General features: G+C 64.0%; 21 protein-coding genes and 1 pseudogene. 16 read left to right on the forward strand and 6 right to left on the reverse strand.

What is annotated here, in order from left to right:
• Positions 1-22: 22 nt before the first annotated feature.
• On the reverse strand, positions 23-988 hold the full coding sequence (locus tag QA640_RS05180) for a glyoxylate/hydroxypyruvate reductase A (protein ID WP_283039667.1): 966 nt from the start codon (positions 986-988) through the stop codon (positions 23-25).
• A 138-nt stretch (positions 989-1,126) separates the two neighbouring features.
• On the opposite strand from QA640_RS05180, the gene QA640_RS05185 reads away from it, so the two are divergent.
• From QA640_RS05185 to QA640_RS05200, 4 genes are all read left to right on the forward strand, one after another.
• Positions 1,127-1,495, forward strand: coding sequence for a YciI family protein (locus QA640_RS05185; protein ID WP_283039668.1), 369 nt, complete (start codon positions 1,127-1,129; stop codon positions 1,493-1,495).
• Positions 1,492-2,781 carry an RNA polymerase sigma factor gene (locus QA640_RS05190; RefSeq protein WP_283039669.1) on the forward strand — a complete coding sequence of 430 codons (1,290 nt, stop codon included), beginning with the start codon at positions 1,492-1,494 and terminating at the stop codon, positions 2,779-2,781. The genes QA640_RS05185 and QA640_RS05190 overlap by 4 nt, the downstream gene beginning before the upstream one ends.
• Positions 2,782-2,888: 107 nt before the next feature.
• On the forward strand, positions 2,889-3,425 hold the full coding sequence (locus tag QA640_RS05195) for an SRPBCC family protein (RefSeq protein ID WP_283039670.1): 537 nt from the start codon (positions 2,889-2,891) through the stop codon (positions 3,423-3,425).
• A 25-nt stretch (positions 3,426-3,450) separates the two neighbouring features.
• Entirely contained in the window at positions 3,451-3,864 is a 414-nt protein-coding gene (locus tag QA640_RS05200) for a VOC family protein (protein WP_283039671.1), read from the forward strand.
• A gap of 4 nt (positions 3,865-3,868) precedes the next feature.
• Here QA640_RS05200 and QA640_RS05205 read toward each other — a convergent pair whose 3' ends face one another.
• Both QA640_RS05205 and QA640_RS05210 read right to left on the reverse strand, forming a co-directional pair.
• Positions 3,869-4,306, reverse strand: a complete 438-nt coding sequence (locus tag QA640_RS05205) for a hypothetical protein (protein WP_283039672.1) — start codon at positions 4,304-4,306, stop codon at positions 3,869-3,871.
• A gap of 123 nt (positions 4,307-4,429) precedes the next feature.
• Entirely contained in the window at positions 4,430-5,218 is a 789-nt protein-coding gene (locus QA640_RS05210) for an SDR family oxidoreductase (RefSeq protein ID WP_283039673.1), read from the reverse strand.
• A gap of 97 nt (positions 5,219-5,315) precedes the next feature.
• Between QA640_RS05210 and QA640_RS05215 the strand changes: the two genes are divergently transcribed.
• From QA640_RS05215 to QA640_RS05245, 7 genes and pseudogenes are all read left to right on the forward strand, one after another.
• The gene (locus QA640_RS05215) at positions 5,316-5,690 is read left to right on the forward strand and encodes a cupin domain-containing protein (protein ID WP_283039674.1); all 375 of its coding nucleotides are present in this window, start codon (positions 5,316-5,318) and stop codon (positions 5,688-5,690) included.
• 53 nt (positions 5,691-5,743) lie between these two features.
• Positions 5,744-6,109, forward strand: coding sequence for a nuclear transport factor 2 family protein (locus QA640_RS05220; RefSeq protein ID WP_283039675.1), 366 nt, complete (start codon positions 5,744-5,746; stop codon positions 6,107-6,109).
• 118 nt (positions 6,110-6,227) lie between these two features.
• Positions 6,228-6,632, forward strand: coding sequence for a YciI family protein (locus tag QA640_RS05225; RefSeq protein WP_283039676.1), 405 nt, complete (start codon positions 6,228-6,230; stop codon positions 6,630-6,632).
• A 69-nt stretch (positions 6,633-6,701) separates the two neighbouring features.
• Positions 6,702-7,064 (forward strand): hypothetical protein, encoded by a 363-nt coding sequence (locus tag QA640_RS05230; protein WP_283039677.1) that lies wholly within the window; start codon positions 6,702-6,704, stop codon positions 7,062-7,064.
• An 83-nt stretch (positions 7,065-7,147) separates the two neighbouring features.
• The gene (locus tag QA640_RS05235) at positions 7,148-7,888 is read left to right on the forward strand and encodes a TetR/AcrR family transcriptional regulator (RefSeq protein WP_283039678.1); all 741 of its coding nucleotides are present in this window, start codon (positions 7,148-7,150) and stop codon (positions 7,886-7,888) included.
• Positions 7,889-8,010: 122 nt separating this feature from the next.
• Positions 8,011-8,502: a DUF2852 domain-containing protein gene (locus tag QA640_RS05240; protein WP_283039679.1), complete on the forward strand. Its 492-nt coding sequence runs from the start codon at positions 8,011-8,013 to the stop codon at positions 8,500-8,502.
• A 312-nt stretch (positions 8,503-8,814) separates the two neighbouring features.
• Positions 8,815-8,931 (forward strand): annotated as a pseudogene (locus QA640_RS05245) (serine acetyltransferase); the annotation flags it as partial.
• 18 nt (positions 8,932-8,949) lie between these two features.
• Here QA640_RS05245 and QA640_RS05250 read toward each other — a convergent pair.
• Positions 8,950-9,459 (reverse strand): helix-turn-helix domain-containing protein, encoded by a 510-nt coding sequence (locus tag QA640_RS05250; RefSeq protein WP_283039680.1) that lies wholly within the window; start codon positions 9,457-9,459, stop codon positions 8,950-8,952.
• Between the two features lie 196 nt (positions 9,460-9,655).
• Here QA640_RS05250 and QA640_RS05255 point away from each other — a divergent pair, with 196 nt between their 5' ends.
• Complete coding sequence (locus QA640_RS05255; RefSeq protein WP_283039682.1) at positions 9,656-10,366, forward strand: SDR family NAD(P)-dependent oxidoreductase; 711 nt, start codon at positions 9,656-9,658, stop codon at positions 10,364-10,366.
• Between the two features lie 206 nt (positions 10,367-10,572).
• Here the strand turns inward: QA640_RS05255 and ggt are convergent, their stop codons facing one another.
• Together ggt and QA640_RS05265 are read right to left on the reverse strand one after the other, a co-directional pair.
• Complete coding sequence (gene ggt / locus QA640_RS05260; protein ID WP_283039683.1) at positions 10,573-12,288, reverse strand: gamma-glutamyltransferase; 1,716 nt, start codon at positions 12,286-12,288, stop codon at positions 10,573-10,575.
• 153 nt (positions 12,289-12,441) lie between these two features.
• Entirely contained in the window at positions 12,442-12,927 is a 486-nt protein-coding gene (locus tag QA640_RS05265; protein WP_283039684.1) for a hypothetical protein, read from the reverse strand.
• Positions 12,928-13,561: 634 nt separating this feature from the next.
• Between QA640_RS05265 and tolQ the strand changes: the two genes are divergently transcribed.
• Genes tolQ through tolB form a run of 4 tightly spaced genes read left to right on the forward strand, consistent with a single transcriptional unit; the run spans position 13,562 to position 17,119 of the window.
• Entirely contained in the window at positions 13,562-14,278 is a 717-nt protein-coding gene (gene tolQ, locus QA640_RS05270; protein WP_283039685.1) for a protein TolQ, read from the forward strand.
• Positions 14,279-14,319: 41 nt separating this feature from the next.
• Positions 14,320-14,787 carry a biopolymer transporter ExbD gene (locus QA640_RS05275; protein WP_283039686.1) on the forward strand — a complete coding sequence of 156 codons (468 nt, stop codon included), beginning with the start codon at positions 14,320-14,322 and terminating at the stop codon, positions 14,785-14,787.
• Positions 14,784-15,737, forward strand: a complete 954-nt coding sequence (locus tag QA640_RS05280; protein WP_283039687.1) for a protein TolA — start codon at positions 14,784-14,786, stop codon at positions 15,735-15,737. Before QA640_RS05275 ends, QA640_RS05280 begins: the two co-directional genes overlap by 4 nt.
• Positions 15,738-15,757: 20 nt before the next feature.
• Positions 15,758-17,119 carry a Tol-Pal system beta propeller repeat protein TolB gene (tolB, locus tag QA640_RS05285; RefSeq protein WP_283039688.1) on the forward strand — a complete coding sequence of 454 codons (1,362 nt, stop codon included), beginning with the start codon at positions 15,758-15,760 and terminating at the stop codon, positions 17,117-17,119.
• Positions 17,120-17,207 lie beyond the last annotated feature (88 nt).

Consider the following 17,207-nt stretch of genomic DNA (forward strand, 5'->3'; position numbering starts at 1 on the left):
GCGCGCCGGGTCGGCCGACGCTTCAATACCCACGCGTCCGGTCCACCACATTCTCCAGCGCGACGCCGGCCTCGAAACGCGCGATCTGCTCCGCGACGTAGGCCGAGATTGCGTCCGCATCGGTATCGGCCGCATTGTGCGGCGTCACCATCACCTTCGGATGGCTCCAGAGGCGGCTCGCCGCCGGCAGCGGCTCCTCGACGAACACGTCGAGCGAGGCGGCGCCGAGCGTGCGGTCGTCGACACAGGCCAGAATATCGTCCTCGTTCTGCAGGCCGCCGCGCCCGGCATTGATCAGGACCGGCGCGCCGAGCGGGCTGTTGCGGTTGAGCTTGGTAAAGACCTCGCGGTTGAGGATGCCATGCGTCTGTGGCGTCAGCGGCAACAGGCAGACCAGAATGTCGGTCGCGCGCAGGAACGCGTCCATCTGGCCTCCACCGTGAAAGGACTCCACGCCATCGACGTTCCGCGGACTGCGGCTCCAGCCGACCACGCGGAAGCCGAGCCGGCGCAGCACGTCGGCAGCATCCGTCCCCAACGTGCCGAGCCCCATGATCCCGACCGTGATCGCGCTCGACGGCCACTGATATTTCGGCTCCCAGAGTTTCTCGCGCTGCGACTGCCGCAGGTAAGGCTCCTGCCGGTGATGCATCAGCACATGCAGCACGACATATTCGGTCATGCGTCCGGTGAGATCGGGCACCGCGACGCGGACCAGCGGCACGTCCGGCAGGCTCTTGTCCGCTATCAGCGCGTCGACACCGGCGCCGAGATTGAAGATCGCGCGCAGGTTCGGAAAGGCCTTGAGCTCGCCTGGAACCGGCTTCCACACCGCGGCATAGTGCACCTCGACCGGATCGACCTCGCCATTGGGCAACAGCACGACCGGACGGCCGCCGCAGACCGCCTCAAAGCGGGCTTTCCAGCGCTCCGGCAACCAATTCTGCGAGCTGTTGTTGATCAGGAGTGCCAGTGCGCCTTTGGTCATTCGAAATGTCTCATAGAGTTCCCGTTAACGGCTCTCCTTGGCACGAACTCGCGGACATTTCTCGCAAAAAATTTCCGCAATTGGTGTCGGGGCGAGGCATAGTGCATCGTCTTCAAGATGACAAAACAGGACGCGCCCATGCTCTATGCCATCCTTTGTTACCACGACGAGGACTTTGTCGGCTCCTGGAGCAAGGAGCAGGACGAGGCCGTGATGAAGAAGCTCGCCGTGGTGCAGGACAAGCTCACCAAGCAGAAGCGGCTCGGTCCCGTCGCGCGGCTCCTGCCGACCACGGCGGCCGCGACCCTGCGGAAGGAGGATCCGCCGCTGGTGCTGGACGGTCCCTATGCCGAGACCAAGGAGCAGCTGCTCGGCTTCTACATCGTCGATTGCAAGAATCTCGACGACGCGCTCGACGTGGCGCGCGAGCTGGGCGCAGCCAATCCCGGCGGCGCCTATGAGGTGCGTCCCGTCGGCGTGTTCAGGCCGGGAGGGAGTTTGACGTGAGCGAGACCGACGCGGTCTGGATCGAGACCGCGCTGACCTCGGCGCGGCCCCAGGCGGTGGGCGCGCTGCTGCGCTATTTCCGCGACCTCGATACCGCGGAAGAAGCGTTCCAGAACGCGTGCCTGCGCGCGCTGAAGACCTGGCCGCAGAACGGACCGCCGCGCGATCCCGCGGCCTGGCTGATCATGGTCGGCCGCAATGTCGCGATCGACGAGGTTCGCCGCGCGCGCAAGCAGGAGCCGCTGCCGGAGGACGATCAGGCGATCTCCGATCTCGGCGATGCCGAGGGTGCGCTTGCCGAGCGGCTCGACGGCTCGCATTATCGCGACGACATCTTGCGGCTGATGTTCATCTGCTGCCATCCGGACCTGCCGGCGACGCAGCAGATCGCGCTCGCGCTGCGTATCGTCTCCGGCCTCACCGTGAAGCAGATCGCGCGCGCCTTCCTGGTCTCGGAAGCCGCGATGGAGCAGCGCATCACGCGCGCCAAGGCGAAGATCGCGGATGCCGGTGTGCCGTTCGAGGCGCCCGGCGCGGTCGAGCGCGCCGAGCGGCTCGCCGGCGTTGCCGCGATGATCTACCTGATCTTCAACGAAGGCTATTCGGCGAGCGGCGACACCGCCGAGATCCGCAAGCCGTTATGTGAGGAGGCGATCCGGCTGGCACGGCTGCTGTTGCGGCTGTTTCCAGGTGAGCCGGAGATCATGGGGCTGGCCGCGCTATTGCTGTTGCAGCATGCACGCAGCGCTGCGCGCTTTGCAGCCGACGGCTCGCTGATCCTGCTCGAGGATCAGGATCGCTCGCTGTGGAGCGGCACCATGATCGCAGAGGGGCTCGCGTTGATCGACAAGGCAATGCGCCATCGTAGTAGCGGGCCCTATCAGATCCAGGCGGCGATCGCGGCGCTGCACGCCCGTGCGACGATGCCCGAGGAGACCGACTGGGCGCAGATCGATCTGCTCTATGGCGCACTCGAGCTCGTGCAGCCCTCTCCGGTGGTGACACTCAACCGCGCGGTCGCGGTTTCCAAGGTGCGAGGGCCGGAAGCGGCGCTTGCTCTGATCGAGCCGCTCGCGCCGAAGCTTGCCAACTATTTCCACTTCTACGGCGTGCGCGGCGCCTTTCTGATGCAGCTCGGCCGCAACGACGAAGCCCGCATCGCCTTCGATCGTGCGATTGCGCTCGCCAACACCTCGGCCGAGGCGGCCCACATCCGCATGCATCTCGATCGCCTGATCAGGGACAGCCAGCCGAAGGCGCCCAAGGAGGGGGCGAAGGCGAAATAGGGCCAAGCTCCCACTACCTGTGATGCGCAGCGTGCCGAAAAAATCGTCGGCGTCTGTCGGTCCCGCGATGCCTCCTTCGTCCTTAGGCCAATCGAAGGGAGCCAGTCATGCTGAAAGCCGTTGCCATCATCGCCATTGTGCTTGCCGCCGGGATCGCCGGCATTCTCGTCTTCGCGGCTACCAAACCGGACACGTTTCGCGTGGAACGCGCGCTCGCCGTCAAGGCGCCGGCCGATGCCATCTACCCCTTCATCGCCGATTTCCGCCGTTGGACGAGCTGGTCGCCCTACGAAGGGCGCGATCCCGACATGAAGCGTAGCTTCGGCGGCACCACGCAGGGCAAGGGCGCGACCTATGCCTGGGACGGGAACAAGGACATCGGCGCCGGACGCATGGAAATTCTCGAAGCGAACATGCCATCGAAACTTCGTATCAAGCTCGATTTCGAGCGGCCGTTCGAAGGTCACAACATCGCCGAGTTCACGTTTGTGCCGCAAGGCGGTGCAACACTGGTCACATGGGCGATGTACGGTCCGGCCCCGTTCCTGTCCAAGCTGATGCAGGTGTTCGTCAACATGGACAACATGATCGGCAAGGATTTCGAGACCGGCCTCGCCAATCTGAAGAAGCTCACCGAGAAGTAGAAACCTCAACCTCAAGGAGAGAAGCATGCTCAACCCATACCTGTTCTACCAGGACAAGTGCGAAGCCGCGTTCAACTATTATGCGCGCGCGCTCGGTGGAAAGGTCGAGGCGATGCTGCGCGCCTCCGATGCCCCGCCGGATATGCCGGCTGCACCCGGCCGCGAAAAGACCATCATGCACGCGCGCATGTCGCTTCCCGATGGCAGCGTCCTGATGGCCTCCGACGCGCCGCCGGAGCATTCGCAGAAGCCGCAGGGCTTCGCGATCTCGCTGACGATCACCAACGTCGCCGATGCCGAACGCAAGTTCAACGCGCTCGCCGATGGCGGCACCGTCACCATGCCCTTCAGCAAGACGTTCTGGGCCAAGGGCTTTGGCATGTGCGTCGACCAGTTCGGCATCCCCTGGATGGTGAACTGCCCGGCCGAAGGGATGTAAGCGGCTAGCTACAGCGCGGATAGATGGCAGCGAGTTCGCGGCCCTTCAACAGCAAGAGCCGCGAGCTCAATCCGCCGCGGCTTCGGATCCAGTCGCGCACTGGCGCCGGGTAGGCGGCGAGCACGGCTTCGGAGGCCTCCGGCTCGGCATAGAAGCGGCCGCGCCGGTCGACCGAGCGGGCGGCGTGAAAGCCGAATACCGCGCGCCTGGTGACGCAGATGCGCTCGCCCGGCACGAGACTCAGCACCAGCGTGCAGGCGGACAGGCAGGGCCCGTCGATGACCACGCGCTCACCGGACTCGCGCACTCTTTCGAACAGTTCGAGGAATGGCCCGACCTGGCCGCCCGGAGACTGGATGATACGGATCTCGGCAAGGGCGGGTGTGGCAGCGAGAAGCGCGGCCGCTAGCATCGCGGATTCAACGAAAGCAGCGCGTCGCATAGCACTCTCCACACGTTCGATATCGCACGGTGGGCGAAGGCGCGTCAGCGCCGTGCCCACCACCAGGAACCGCAAACCTGGAGAGATGGTGGGCAAACTTCGCCCACCCTGCAGCGCTTGCGCTTACCCATTCCGCCGCTGCCCGCGCAGCGTTGGCAGGCCGATGCCTGCTGCATCGAAGCCGCCATCGACGGCCAAAATTTGGCCGGTGATGTAGCTCGATCGATCCGAGCACAGGAAAAAGATTGCCTCCGCGAGTTCCTCTTCCAGGCCATAGCGGTTGAGCGGAATGGCATCGTGATAGTCGGCGCGGATCTCCGGCGTGTGCACCTCTTTGGCCATCGCGGTATCGACCGGTCCGGGCGCGACGGCGTTGACGCGGATGTTGAGTCCGGCCAGCTCGACCGCGAGTTGCTTCGTCAAATGCGCGAGCCCCGCCTTGCTGGTTCCGTAGGCCGAGCGCAGCGTCGAGGCGCGCACCGCCGAAATCGAAGTGATGTTGACGATGGCGCCGCCGCCGGCTTCGCGCATCAAGGGCACCGCGGCCTTGGTGCTGATGAACGGGCCGGTGAGGTTGACCTCGAGCACACGGGTCCAGTCCCCATCCGATGTCTCCATCAGCGGCGCGAACACTGCAATGCCGGCATTGTTGACGAGCGCATCGAGCCGGCCGAAACGCTGTTCGACCGTCTTCATCGCCGCACCGACCGCCGCGCTGTCGGAGATATCGCAAGTCAGCGCCAGCGTCTCCTCGCCCCGGCCGATCGCGGCGACAGCATGCGCCAGCAATTCGCCCTCGATGTCGAGCAGCGCCACGTGCCAGCCCTCTGCGAGGAATTTCTTGGCTGTCGCAAGCCCGATGCCGCGCGCGGCTCCGGTGACGAGGGCAACTTTTGGCGGGCTCGAAGTCATCTGCTACTCTGTCCTGTGTCCGAAACACCGGCCGCCAAGGGGCATGGCCGCTTCGCGTCTTTTACTGTGCCTTGGTCCCGGCGAGAAAGGCCTCCGCATGCAGCCCTCCGATCCATCCGCGCTGGAAGAGTGGCGGCCGGGCGTCAAGACCCGCATGCTGGTTTCGGCCCGTACCGGCGCCACCGCGCTCTGCATCTTCGAGCAGTGGGTTGCCCCCGGCGCCGGTGCGCCGACGCACAGCCATCTCGTCGAGGAGGTGCTGACGGTGCGGGAGGGCGAGGCCGAGATCTGGCTCGAGGAAACGCGCGCAAGGGTCAGCGCTGGCCAGTCGGTGCTGGTGCCCGCGGGGCGCAAGCACGGGTTCCGCAACCTGGGAACAGTGACCCTGCACGTCCATGCCGTGCTGGCCGCACCGATCTTCGAGGCGCTGCCTGACGGCGCGAGCGAGATGACGCGGCGCTGGGATCGCTAATGTCGGGCGCGGCCTGGCTCGCTCGTCTTCCATGAAACATCGGGAGTATGACGATGCCCGCCGATCGCGAGAGCCTCATCAAGGATCTGTTTTCCGCCTATCTCGCCAATGACCGACATCGCGTGGCCAACGCGCTCGCCGACAGCTTCCGCTTCACCAGTCCCTTCGACGACAATCTCGACAAGCAGGCTTACTTCGACCGCTGCTGGAGGGACACCGGGTGGATCGCGCGCCACGACATCGAGCGCATCTTCGTCCAGGGCGACGAGGCCTTCGTCACCTACCGCTGTTTGGCAACAGATGGCAAGAGCTTCCGCAACACGGAGTTCGTGACCTTCGCGGGCGACCGGATCGCCCGGATTGACGTCTATTTTGGCGCGACCTATCAAAACGGCGCTTTCCTGCGGCAGCAGGCCTAGCCCGCCAAGCTCTTACCTGCAGAATAATTTCCACCGGCGTGTCGGGACCGCAGAATGCGGTTCGTCTTATCTAGGAGCGCCAGTGACTGAGCCCTCTAAAGAAGAACGGAAGTCCCCCATGCGATTCATGATGCTGATGATCCCGCTCGGCTACGAGACCGCGCCGAAGGACGTGCAACTCGATCCCGAGCGCGTCGCCGCCATGATGCGCTACAACGAAGCGCTCAGGGACGCCGGCGTTCTGATCACGCTCGACGGTTTGCATCCGCCCTCGACGGGCGCCCGCGTCTCGTTTGCGACCGGCGAGCCGATCGTGACCGACGGCCCCTTCGCCGAGTCCAAGGAAGTCTTGGGCGGTTACTGGATGATCGAGGTCAATTCGCGTGAGGAAGCGATCGCCTGGGCGAAGAGGTGCCCGGCATCGCCCAACGAAATCATCGAAATCCGACAGGTGCAGGAGATGGCCGACTTCTCGCCTGAAGTACAGGAGGCGGCGGCCGGCTTTGACAGCCTGAAAAAGTAGCCGGGACGGCCGCGGCCGATGTCGCGGCTTCGTCAATCCATCGTCCATCAAAAAGAGGAGAAACGACCGATGAGCAACGACACCTATCTCGCCGTCTTCCTCGGCAGCAAGGAGAGCGCGAAGATGGCTGCCTGGAATGCGCTGCCGGAAGCCGAACGCAAGGCGAAGGGGAAGGAAGGCATGGCGGCGTGGCACGCCTGGGTCGAAAAGCACCAGGGCGCGATCCAGGCCATGGGCGGCCCGCTCGGCAAGACCAAGAAGGTCGATGCCAGGGGCGTCGCCGACATCGCCAACGAGATGGGCGCCTTCACCGTGGTTCGCGCCGCCTCGCACGAGGCCGCGGCAAGGATGTTCGAGAACCATCCGCACTTTGCGATCTTCCCGGGCGAGCGGGTCGAGATCATGCCGGTGCTGCCGATCCCGGGCGGCTAGTCTCGTTCCGGGGAAATACGGGCTGGTCAAATCCCTGCCCGCGCTAGTGACCTTCGCGCCCAGCTCATGTAAAAGTCGTTCACATGAGCTGGCGCAAGGAGCAGCGCCGCGCTGAGCGCGGCTATCACCACGGCAATCTGAAGGAGGCGTTGCTCCAGGCGGCGCTGGGGCTGATCGCCGAGAAGGGCGCGGCCGGCTTCACCTTTGCAGATGCAGCGCGGATGGCCGGCGTCAGCCCGGCCGCACCCTACCGGCATTTTCGCGACCGCGACGAGCTGCTTTCCTCGATTGCCCAGCGCGGCTTCGAACAGTTCGAGGCGCGCCTGACCGCGGCCTGGGACGATGGCCGCCCGGACACCGTCACGGCGTTCGAGCGCGTCGGGAAAACCTATCTCGCCTTCGCGCGAGAAGAGCCCGCTTTCTATTCCGCGATGTTCGAATCCGGCCTGCCGGTCGACGCCAATCCGGCGCTGATGGCGGCGGGCGAGCGCGCTTTTGGCGTCATTCGCGCCGCCGCCGAGCGCCTCGCGGCGTTGACGCCGCCGGGCACGCCGCGGCCGCCGGCGATGATGATGGCGCTCCACATCTGGTCGATGTCGCACGGCGTGGCCTCGCTGTTCTCCCGTGGCGATGCCGCGCGGCGCAAGCTGCCGATGTCGCCGGACGAACTGCTCGAGGCCGAAGTGCTGATCTATCTGCGCGGCCTCGGCTTCCCGATCGACCGCCGTCCGACGGCGAAAACCGCCGAGCCGCCGCCGGTGCCACCGGAGGCCTCCTCCGGTTCCGGCGGCTCGTCTGGTGGCCCCTGGGGCAGGCCGAAATAAAGTTACGCAAATAAATTGGCCGGCCTGTCCGGCGGCCGGCTTGACAAAACCGCGGGATCGGCTAGCTATGTAAATGTTATTTACATTCACAACGGCGTGACTTGCCGTGATGGAGATGGGAAATGGCCTACACCGCTGATGTCAATCGATGGCGCGGCCCCTCGGACGACCCCTACTACCGCCCCCACATGCTCGATACGCCCTGGCATCCCGGCTGGATCGCCGTGACCGTCCTCGGCTTCATCATCTGGTGGCCGATCGGGCTTGCCCTTCTCTTTTTCACACTCGGGAGCAGACGAATGATGTGCTGGAGCGGCCACGATCGCGATCGCTGGCAGAACAAGATGGAAAGGATGCAGTACAAGATGGACCGCATGCGCGACCGCATGGAGCGCCGCGGCTTCGGCTTTGGCTTCGGCCCGCCGTCCTCCGGCAACCGCGCCTTCGACGAGTATCGCGCCGAGACGCTTCAGAGGCTCGAGGAAGAGCAGCGCGAGTTCAAGGATTTCCTGACGCGGCTTCGTCATGCCAAGGACAAGGAAGAGTTCGACCAGTTCATGGCGCAGCACAAGAGCCGTCCGTCGCCGCCGAACGAGCCGCCGCCGCAGGGCTGATCTGAGCATGATCCGGAAAAGTGGGCCCCGGTTTTCCGACAAGATCATGCTCAACTGAAAGTCATCTACCTCAGGCCTTCAGGCGCATGCCCCCAAAGTCCTGATGGCCTCCCGAGCCGCCCGCCTGCGCACCCGCAAGCGGGCGGTTTGCTATGCGAGCCTGCTGGCAGCTCGTTGCGGACATCCTATACTCATCGATCGAAACCACGCGGGCATTAGGACCGGAGGCGGCGATGGCGGAAGCTGCGATCGTATCGAGCGGCAGTTTCTGGCGGACGATCCGTGACGAGGCCCAACGCGCCGCCACGGCCGGTTGGCGATTTCGCCAAGATCGGCGCCGCGTCGGTTGTTACCTGTGATGTACCGGACGGCTGTACCGCGGTCGGCAATCCCGCGCGGTTGACCAACTCCCCGGAGCAAGCCGCCTGATCGTCGCCCCGATCGGGGCTATCTCGCGCGCCCCGAAGACGCAGCCGCGCGCGCCGCGAGCTCCTCGGCCATGCCTTCCGCCGCGCCGGGCCCGGCGTGCACGTGGACCTCCTTCGCAACGATCGGCTCGCCGCATTCGGAGCAGACCAGCACCGGATCGAACATCTTGCCGCAGCTCTTGTGCTCGTGAAGCATGGGGCGGCCGCGCTCATCGACCATGTGAGTGTCACCCCAATGCACGATCGCCATCACCACCGGATAGAGATCCAGTCCCTTCTGGGTGAGGATATACTCATGGCGCGTCGGGCTCTCCTGATAGGGCGAGCGCCTGAGCACGCCGAACCGGACGAGCTTCTTCAGGCGATCGGCGAGGATGTGCCGGGTGACCCCGAGCCGGGACTGAAACTCCTCGAACCGGCGTACGCGCAAGAAGCAGTCGCGCAGGATCAGCAGACTCCAGCGGTCGCCGATTACGGCCACCGTCCTGGCGACCGAGCACTGTTCCTGCTCAAGCGAATCCCATCGCATTCGTCCGGCCCCGAAACGGCTGAATTCCCAACGCCTTCGTGGGACGACAATACAAAATTCCAAAATGGAATGAAAGCGCCTGACGAGGCGACCACTTGCCATATCTAGGCGTAAGCCGCGAACTTTTATATAGTTCTATTTTAGAACTAGAGCACGTCAGTGGCGACTTGGGCTCCAAACTCTGCGGGAGGATGCGATGAAGACGGCGATCGTGATCGGTGTGGGCCCGGACCGCGGGCTCGGGGCCCAGCTGTGCAAGCGGTTTGCTGCGGACGGGCTCAAGGTGATCGTAGCGGGGCGGACCTCTTCCGCGCTCGAGGCAGTTGTGAACGACGTTGAAAAATCGGGAGGACAGGCCGTTCCCTTTGTCGCCGATGCAACCAAGGAGAGCGACGTTGCCGCGCTGTTCGATGCGGCCGGCAGCGAGGTCGATCTTGCGATCTACAACGCTGGCAACAACACGCCCGGCAGGATCATCGAGATGGAGGCCGACTATTTCGAGAACGCCTGGCGCGTCGTCTGCTTCGGCGGCTTCCTGTTCGGCCGCGAGGCGGTGCGCCGCATGGCGCCGAACAAGACCGGCACGCTGCTCTTCACCGGCGCCAGCGCCTCGCTGCGCGGGCGCTCCGGCTTTGGCGCTTTCAATTCCGCCAAGGCCGGCTTGCGCACGCTCGCGCAGGCGATGGCCAAGGAATATGCGCCTGACGGCATCCACGTCGGTCATGTCGTGGTCGACGGTGCGATCGCCGGCGACAAAATCATGAACCGCTTTCCCGATGCTGCGAGCCGGCAGGACAGCCTGATCAGCATCGAGGGCATCGTCGATGGCTTCGCCTTCCTCTACCACCAGCCCGAACGCGCCTGGTCGTTCGAGCTCGACGTGCGGACGTCGAAGGAGAAGTGGTGAGGCCTTGTCCCTTGCCTCGCCAGTCAGGCGGCAGCATTGTTCTTGATGGCTCCGATGATCGCGGTGAGAATCGCACCGCCGGCACCACCTGCGACGACTTGTGACACGACGCCACCAACGCTCAATTTTGCAGATTGTGCTGCGGCCAGGTTTTGTTGCCAAAGAAGGGTGGGTTACGCCTTCGGCTAACCCACCCTGCAGGGCTCTCAATACCCGGCGGCCAGCCCCGTATTGCGGCGAGGATCGTTGGCGCCATAGTAACGGTTGTTGCCGACCGGCTTGCCGTTCAGCGATGGCGCACCAACGATGATGACCGCCAGATGGTTGGCCGGCTGCGGTGGGCCGAACTTGTGGCCCATGCCCTCCAAAATCTTCTGCGTGTCCGGCGACAGCGCAAATCTCTCGACGTTGGTGAGGTCCGGCAGCCATTGCTGGTGGATGCGCGGCATGTCGACGGCTTCCTGCGCGTTCATGTCGTAATCGATCGCGTTGATCATGGTCTGCAAGACGGCCGTGATGATGCGGCTGCCGCCGGGCGTGCCCACCACCATGACGGTCTTGCCGTCTTTGGTGACAATGGTCGGGCTCATCGAGGACAGCGGCCGCTTGCCGGGAGCGATGGAATTGGTCTCGCCCTGCACCAGGCCATATAGGTTCGGCACGCCGACCTTGGCGGTGAAGTCGTCCATTTCATCGTTCAGCAGGATGCCGGTCTTGGCCGCCGTCACCTTGGCGCCGAACCAGTCGTTCAGCGTGTACGTCACCGAGACCGCGTTGCCGTCCTTGTCCGCGATTGAATAGTGCGTGGTGTTGCTGCCCTCATGCGGCGCGACGCCCGGCTTGATGTCCTTGGAGACGCCAGCCTTGTTCGGATCGATCACGGCGCGAATCCTGGTCGCGTAGTTCTTGTCGAGCAGACGGTCGAGCGGGTTCTTCACGAAGTCCGGATCGCCGAGGTAGCTGTTGCGATCCACGTAAGCGTGGCGCATGGCTTCGATCTGGACGTGCACAGCCTGCGCGGAGTGGTAGCCCAGCTCCTTCAGCGGATAGCCCTCCAGGATATTTAGGATCTCGCAGATGACGACGCCGCCCGAACTCGGCGGCGGCGCGGAGATCACGTGGTAGCCGCGATAGTCGCATTCGACGGGCGCGAGCTCGCGCGTCTTGTAGTTGTCGAGGTCGTCCTGCGTCAGCATGCCTTTGCCCGACTGGCTCGAGGCCACGATGGCGCCGCCGACCCAGCCCTTGTAGAAGCCGTCGGTGCCTTTGCTGCTGATCTCCCGCAGGGTCTTGGCGAGCTCCGACTGCACCAGCTTCTCACCCACCTGGAATGGCTGACCGTTGTTGAGGAAGATTGCGCTGGAGACAGGATCGTCCTGAAAATCCTTGGTGGCTGTACGCAATAAGTCGATATCGCCCTGCTCAAGCACAAAACCCTGCTCGGCGATCTGGATCGCTGGGGCGAGCAGATCGGCGCGCTTCATGGTGCCGTACTTTTCGCGCGCATATTCCATGCCCGAGACTGATCCGGGAACGCCCACGGCCAGGTGTCCCTTGGTCGAGATGCCCTTGATGACGTTGCCGTCCTTGTCGAGATACATGTTGGCAGTCGCGCCCTTGGGCGCCGTCTCGCGGAAATCGAGGAAGGTCTTGCGGCCGTCGGCGAGATTGATCGTCATGAAGCCGCCGCCGCCGAGATTGCCGGCTGCCGGATAGACCACTGCCAATGCGTAGCCGACAGCGACTGCCGCATCGACGGCATTGCCGCCGCGCTTGAGCACGTCCACGCCCACTTGTGTCGCCAGATGCTGCGCGGACACCACCATGCCGTTTTCCGCGGTGACCGGCGCGACCGACGCCGCGCGCGCCGGGCCGAACGTCGTGAGGCTGATTGATACGATCGCGGTGGCGATCCACCGCATCTTTCGTCCTGGATTTTGCAAGGGGAACTCCTTGGGGAGGGCCGGCGATCCCGGCACATGTTGTTGTCCGCCAAGAGAGCCTAGCAGGGCGGAGGCGCGCGCACCATCGACCTTGAAATTCAACGAGCGATCCGGGAGCGTAACGCCGCGAGGCTACTTGGTCTCGCTTGGAAATTCGCTTGGCGTCACCCAAAAGCCGAAGCCGCAGAGATCGAAGGGCCTGCGCCACTTGTCGATATCGGCCCCCGGCAGCCGATAATTCGCCTCGCCGGCCACGATCGTAAATCCCGATTTGGATTCGCTCACGTCGAGCAGGCGGGACTCGAATTCCTGCCATCGCTTGCCATAGACTCGCTCATCGTTTTTGCCGTAGCCGAGATAGCTCTGGTAGAAATTGGCCGCCGAGTTTTCGGCCGGCGGGACGTATTCGCCGGCGAGATTGATGTTGTTCTTTCCGGCGGCGCGCGTGAGGCGCGCCTTGCCATCCGTCTTCGCTTGTGCCGGGTGCTTGATGAGCAGGGGGAATCCGCGGCCACACGCGAGCTCGAACACGATCTTGCCGTCCACGACATAGGCGAGGATGTGCCCGTCATTTCTCTCCAGCGTCCGGCCTGCGCGGTCGGGGCCGCCGTGACGCATGCGACGACGATGGCGGCAGCCAGTTGCGCGGTCCTCATCTCTCCTCGGAGCAATATTCAATTCGGCTCGGCCACGAGCGGTTTGAGCGCGTTGGGATCGAGCCCGGACAACGATAGGTTGGGCGGTGTGACGCTGTTTGGTGCGCCGTGCGGGCGAATGGTTCAGCGAAGGGGCGTTACGAGCACAATGAAGCAATCCGGAATTCATTGCCGGCAAGGTGCATCAGTTGTTGGCGGTGCAAGGGGCTGTCACCGATCGGGGGGTTCCTGTGTGCCCCTCCCTGGCCTCACGGGGAGGGGATGCAGTTCCGTTCGGCCGTCAGGGCAATTCGTCCCCCGGCGAAGCCGGCAAACCCCTGGCCCGCCTGCCTTTCCGGCCGCCAAATTCGGCTGCGGTAACCCAGCATTAACCATCGTTGGCGTCTGGTAAAAGGCGGAAAGTCGCGCTCGAGGCCCTTAGTTTTGACATCTTGGCAGGGAAAGCAGACGGCCGGCTTCGGACAGGCCGCTGCAATCCAAAAAGACAAGGCTTTGCGCAGGCTTGGCAGGTGCGCGCGACCCGCGCGGCTTTGGGGAACCGGCGGCCATTTTGCGCGCCGGGGACATGGAACGATCGCCTTGAGAGGATACCGCTTATGAATCCGGCCGACGTCGCTCAGTCAGCACTTCCGGTTGCTGCGTCCGCCGACGTGTCGCTGATCGCGCTGTTCTGGCAGGCTCACTGGATCGTGAAGGCGGTCATGCTCGGGCTGTTGTCCTGCTCGGTCTGGGTCTGGGCGATCGCGATCGACAAGATCTTTCTTTACGCGCGCACCCGTCGCTCGATGGATCGTTTCGAGCAGGCGTTCTGGTCCGGCGAATCGATCGAGGAGCTCTATCGCACGCTCTCGACCAAGCCGACCCATTCGATGGCGGCCTGCTTCGTCGCGGCGATGCGCGAATGGAAGCGCTCCTTTGAAAGCCATGCGCGCTCGGTCGCCGGCCTTCAGATGCGCATCGAAAAGGTGATGAACGTCTCGATCGCCCGAGAGGTCGAACGGCTGGAGCGCCGCCTGCTGGTGCTCGCGACCGTCGGCTCCGCCGGCCCCTTCGTCGGCCTGTTCGGCACCGTCTGGGGCATCATGTCGAGCTTCCAGTCGATCGCAGCGTCGAAAAATACCTCGCTGGCGGTGGTGGCCCCCGGCATCGCGGAGGCGCTGTTTGCGACCGCAATCGGCCTTATCGCCGCCATTCCTGCCACTATTTTCTACAATAAGTTCACCTCCGAGGTGAACCGGCAGGCCCAGCGGCTCGAGGGCTTCGCGGATGAATTTTCAGCCATCCTGTCCCGTCAGATCGACGAGCGGGGCTAACGGACGGTGATAGTTGTGAAGACGACCGTGGGCTTTAGATCATGGCCATGAACGTAGCCAGTTCGTCCGGTGGCGGCGGCCGCCGCAGCCGGCGCAAATCGGTCATGGCCGAAATCAACGTCACGCCGATGGTCGACGTTATGCTGGTGCTGCTGATCATCTTCATGGTCGCGGCGCCGCTCATGACGTCGAATATCGACATCGATCTGCCGATCGCCGACGGCGGCAAGTCGATCTCCTCGAATGCGCCGCCCTTGACGCTATCGGTGAAGCGGACGACCGGCGGCTGCAATTCGAACGTGGAATTGTATCTCGGCGACAGCCCGATCTCGGCAACCGATCTTCAGTCCAAGATCGAGGCGATCAAGGACACGCGGTCCGACGCCGACCGGGTCGTCTATCTCCGCGGTGACAAGGATGTCTGCTACACCGACATGATGAAGCTGCTGGGGCAGGTGCGGGCCGCCGGCTTCAAGGCCAATATCGTGATTATCCCGGAGCAGGGATGAAGGTCAAAGTCGACAAGACTGTTGTTGCGTCGATTGTCCTCCACGTCCTCGTGATCGGCTGGGGGCTGATCTCCTTTAGCTCGCGCGCGCTCGAGATCCCAGAGGAATCCGTTATTCCGGTCGATATCTCGCTGGATCAGCCCGCCAAGGCAACCGCCGGTATCCAGACCGCTGAGAAAGACAAGCAGAAGCCCAAGGTCGACAAGGTCGCCGACACAACCACGCCGCCCGAGGAATCCCAAGGCAAGATCACCACCAAGAAAGAGCTGATCCAAACCAACACGACACCTCCTCCGACGCCGAAGCCGGCGGAAAAGCCGGTCGAGAAGAAGCCTGATCCGCCGAAACCCGTCCAGGAGACCAAGCCCAAGGACGAGACCAAGCAGGCCGAGAAGAAGCCCGACAAGGACAAGGAAGATCCGATCGCGGACGCCTTGAACAAGCCGGAGAAGGAGAAGAAGCCGCCGCCGCCCAAGCCGCAGGAGGCCAAGCCGCAGCCGCCGAAGCCAAAGGATCGGCCGTTCAATCCGATGGACATCATGGCCAAGCTCGAGGACAAGCGCGATCCGACGCGTCACGAGATGACGGGCGCGACGCCGAATGCGACCAGCGCGCTCGGCACGCAGAACGGCAAGGACACCGCGATCGTGGCGAGCTGGAAGGGCGCGTTCGTCGCCGCCGTCCGGCGCTGCTTCCGATTCCCCTACAATGGTCAGGACGCCGATCAGTTCGAGGTCGACATCGACATCCAGATGCGGCCCGACGGCACCGTTGCCTCCTCACCCGTGATCGTCGCGGTGCGCGGGCCCTCGCGCTCGGTCGGCACGGCGATGGCCGAGAGCGCAAAGCGGGCGGTCGAAGAATGTCAGGCCTATGCATTCCTGCCCAAGGCGCAGTACGACACCTGGAAATACATTCCGATGACGTTCGGCCTCAAAGACATGCTGTGAACGTGAAAAGAATAGCTCAGATGAACAACAAGATGCCATTGCTGACGCGCCGTAGTTTCATCGTAGCCGCGGGATCGACCGCCAGCGTGCTGGCCGGCCGCTCTGCGTTTGCCCAGGGGCGCCTGCAGGTCAACCCGACCGAATTCCAGCCGATTCCGATCGCGATCCCGAATTTCGTGGCGGGCTCGCCCTCGGACGGCGAGGTCGGCGCCGGCGTGACGCAGGTGATCACCAACAACCTGAAGCGCTCAGGGCTGTTCAATCCGATCGACCAGGCCGCCTATCTGGAGCGCATCACCAATATCGACGTCGCGCCGCAATTCCAGAGCTGGAAGCAGATCAACGCCCAGGCGCTGGTCACGGGCCGCATGACACGCCAGCCGGACGGCCGGCTCAAGGCCGAATTCCGCCTGTGGGACGTCGTCTCGGGCCAGCAGCTCACCGGCCAGCAATATTTCACCTCGCCGGAATATTGGCGCCGCATCGCCCACATCATCTCCGACCAGATCTACCAGCGCCTCACCGGCGAGACGGGCTATTTCGACAGCCGCGTCGTCTTCGTCGACGAGAGCGGGCCGAAAGAGCGCCGCGTCAAGAAGCTCGCGATCATGGACCAGGACGGCGCCAATGTGCGCTATCTGACCCGCGGCTCGGACCTCGTGCTGACGCCGCGCTTCTCGCCGAACTCGCAAGAGATCACCTACATGGAGTTCGGCCAGGGCGATCCGAAGGTCTATCTCTTCAACATCGAGACCGGCCAGCGCGAGATCGTCGGCAACTTCCCGGGCATGACCTTTGCGCCGCGGTTCTCCCCGGACGGCCAGCGCGTCATCATGAGCCTGCAACAGGGCGGCAATTCCAACCTGTTCGTGATGGATCTGCGCTCGCGCTCGACGACGCGCCTCACCGACACGCCGGCGATCGACACCTCGCCGTCCTATTCGCCCGACGGCACCCGTATCTGCTTCGAGTCCGATCGTGGTGGCAGACCGCAGATCTATGTGATGCCTGCGGGCGGCGGCCAGGCGCAGCGCATCTCCTTCTCCAAGGACGACGCCAATGCGAGCTACTCGACACCGGTTTGGTCGCCGCGTGGCGACTACATCGCGTTCACCAGGCAGGGCGGCGGACAGTTCTCAATCGGCATCATCAAGCCGGACGGTTCGGGCGAGCGCCTCCTCACCTCCGGCTTCCACAATGAAGGCCCGACGTTCGCGCCGAACGGCCGGGTCGTGATGTTCTTCCGCGATCCCGGCGGCAATGGTGGGCCGTCGCTGTTCAGCGTCGACATCTCCGGCCGCAACGAGCAGAAGGTGCCGACGCCGGGCTACGCGTCCGACCCCGCCTGGTCGCCGCTGCTGTCCTCGACGGCAGGCCAATAGATCGCCGGCATCGTGCGCGTTCATCGGCGCGAAGTTTTCGAAAAACAGCGCTGAGTTTTCCGCTTTCTTCGATTGCGGCAAGCTTTCC

Source organism: Bradyrhizobium sp. CB82, from assembly GCF_029714405.1.
Lineage (GTDB): Bacteria > Pseudomonadota > Alphaproteobacteria > Rhizobiales > Xanthobacteraceae > Bradyrhizobium.

Excerpts from the sequence above, each read along its gene's own strand:
- tolQ (WP_283039685.1), top strand. The coding sequence starts at position 13,562 with ATGAATCCGGCCGACGTCGCTCAGTCAGCACTTCCGGTTGCTGCGTCC.
- QA640_RS05215 (WP_283039674.1), top strand. The coding sequence starts at position 5,316 with ATGCAGCCCTCCGATCCATCCGCGCTGGAAGAGTGGCGGCCGGGCGTC.
- QA640_RS05205 (WP_283039672.1), bottom strand. The coding sequence starts at position 4,306 with ATGCGACGCGCTGCTTTCGTTGAATCCGCGATGCTAGCGGCCGCGCTT.
- ggt (WP_283039683.1), bottom strand. The coding sequence starts at position 12,288 with ATGCGGTGGATCGCCACCGCGATCGTATCAATCAGCCTCACGACGTTC.
- QA640_RS05250 (WP_283039680.1), bottom strand. The coding sequence starts at position 9,459 with ATGCGATGGGATTCGCTTGAGCAGGAACAGTGCTCGGTCGCCAGGACG.
- QA640_RS05235 (WP_283039678.1), top strand. The coding sequence starts at position 7,148 with ATGAGCTGGCGCAAGGAGCAGCGCCGCGCTGAGCGCGGCTATCACCAC.
- QA640_RS05180 (WP_283039667.1), bottom strand. The coding sequence starts at position 988 with ATGACCAAAGGCGCACTGGCACTCCTGATCAACAACAGCTCGCAGAAT.
- QA640_RS05220 (WP_283039675.1), top strand. The coding sequence starts at position 5,744 with ATGCCCGCCGATCGCGAGAGCCTCATCAAGGATCTGTTTTCCGCCTAT.
- QA640_RS05195 (WP_283039670.1), top strand. The coding sequence starts at position 2,889 with ATGCTGAAAGCCGTTGCCATCATCGCCATTGTGCTTGCCGCCGGGATC.
- QA640_RS05280 (WP_283039687.1), top strand. The coding sequence starts at position 14,784 with ATGAAGGTCAAAGTCGACAAGACTGTTGTTGCGTCGATTGTCCTCCAC.
- QA640_RS05240 (WP_283039679.1), top strand. The coding sequence starts at position 8,011 with ATGGCCTACACCGCTGATGTCAATCGATGGCGCGGCCCCTCGGACGAC.
- QA640_RS05275 (WP_283039686.1), top strand. The coding sequence starts at position 14,320 with ATGGCCATGAACGTAGCCAGTTCGTCCGGTGGCGGCGGCCGCCGCAGC.
- QA640_RS05255 (WP_283039682.1), top strand. The coding sequence starts at position 9,656 with ATGAAGACGGCGATCGTGATCGGTGTGGGCCCGGACCGCGGGCTCGGG.
- tolB (WP_283039688.1), top strand. The coding sequence starts at position 15,758 with ATGAACAACAAGATGCCATTGCTGACGCGCCGTAGTTTCATCGTAGCC.
- QA640_RS05230 (WP_283039677.1), top strand. The coding sequence starts at position 6,702 with ATGAGCAACGACACCTATCTCGCCGTCTTCCTCGGCAGCAAGGAGAGC.
- QA640_RS05185 (WP_283039668.1), top strand. The coding sequence starts at position 1,127 with ATGCTCTATGCCATCCTTTGTTACCACGACGAGGACTTTGTCGGCTCC.
- QA640_RS05200 (WP_283039671.1), top strand. The coding sequence starts at position 3,451 with ATGCTCAACCCATACCTGTTCTACCAGGACAAGTGCGAAGCCGCGTTC.
- QA640_RS05210 (WP_283039673.1), bottom strand. The coding sequence starts at position 5,218 with ATGACTTCGAGCCCGCCAAAAGTTGCCCTCGTCACCGGAGCCGCGCGC.
- QA640_RS05265 (WP_283039684.1), bottom strand. The coding sequence starts at position 12,927 with ATGCGTCACGGCGGCCCCGACCGCGCAGGCCGGACGCTGGAGAGAAAT.
- QA640_RS05225 (WP_283039676.1), top strand. The coding sequence starts at position 6,228 with ATGCGATTCATGATGCTGATGATCCCGCTCGGCTACGAGACCGCGCCG.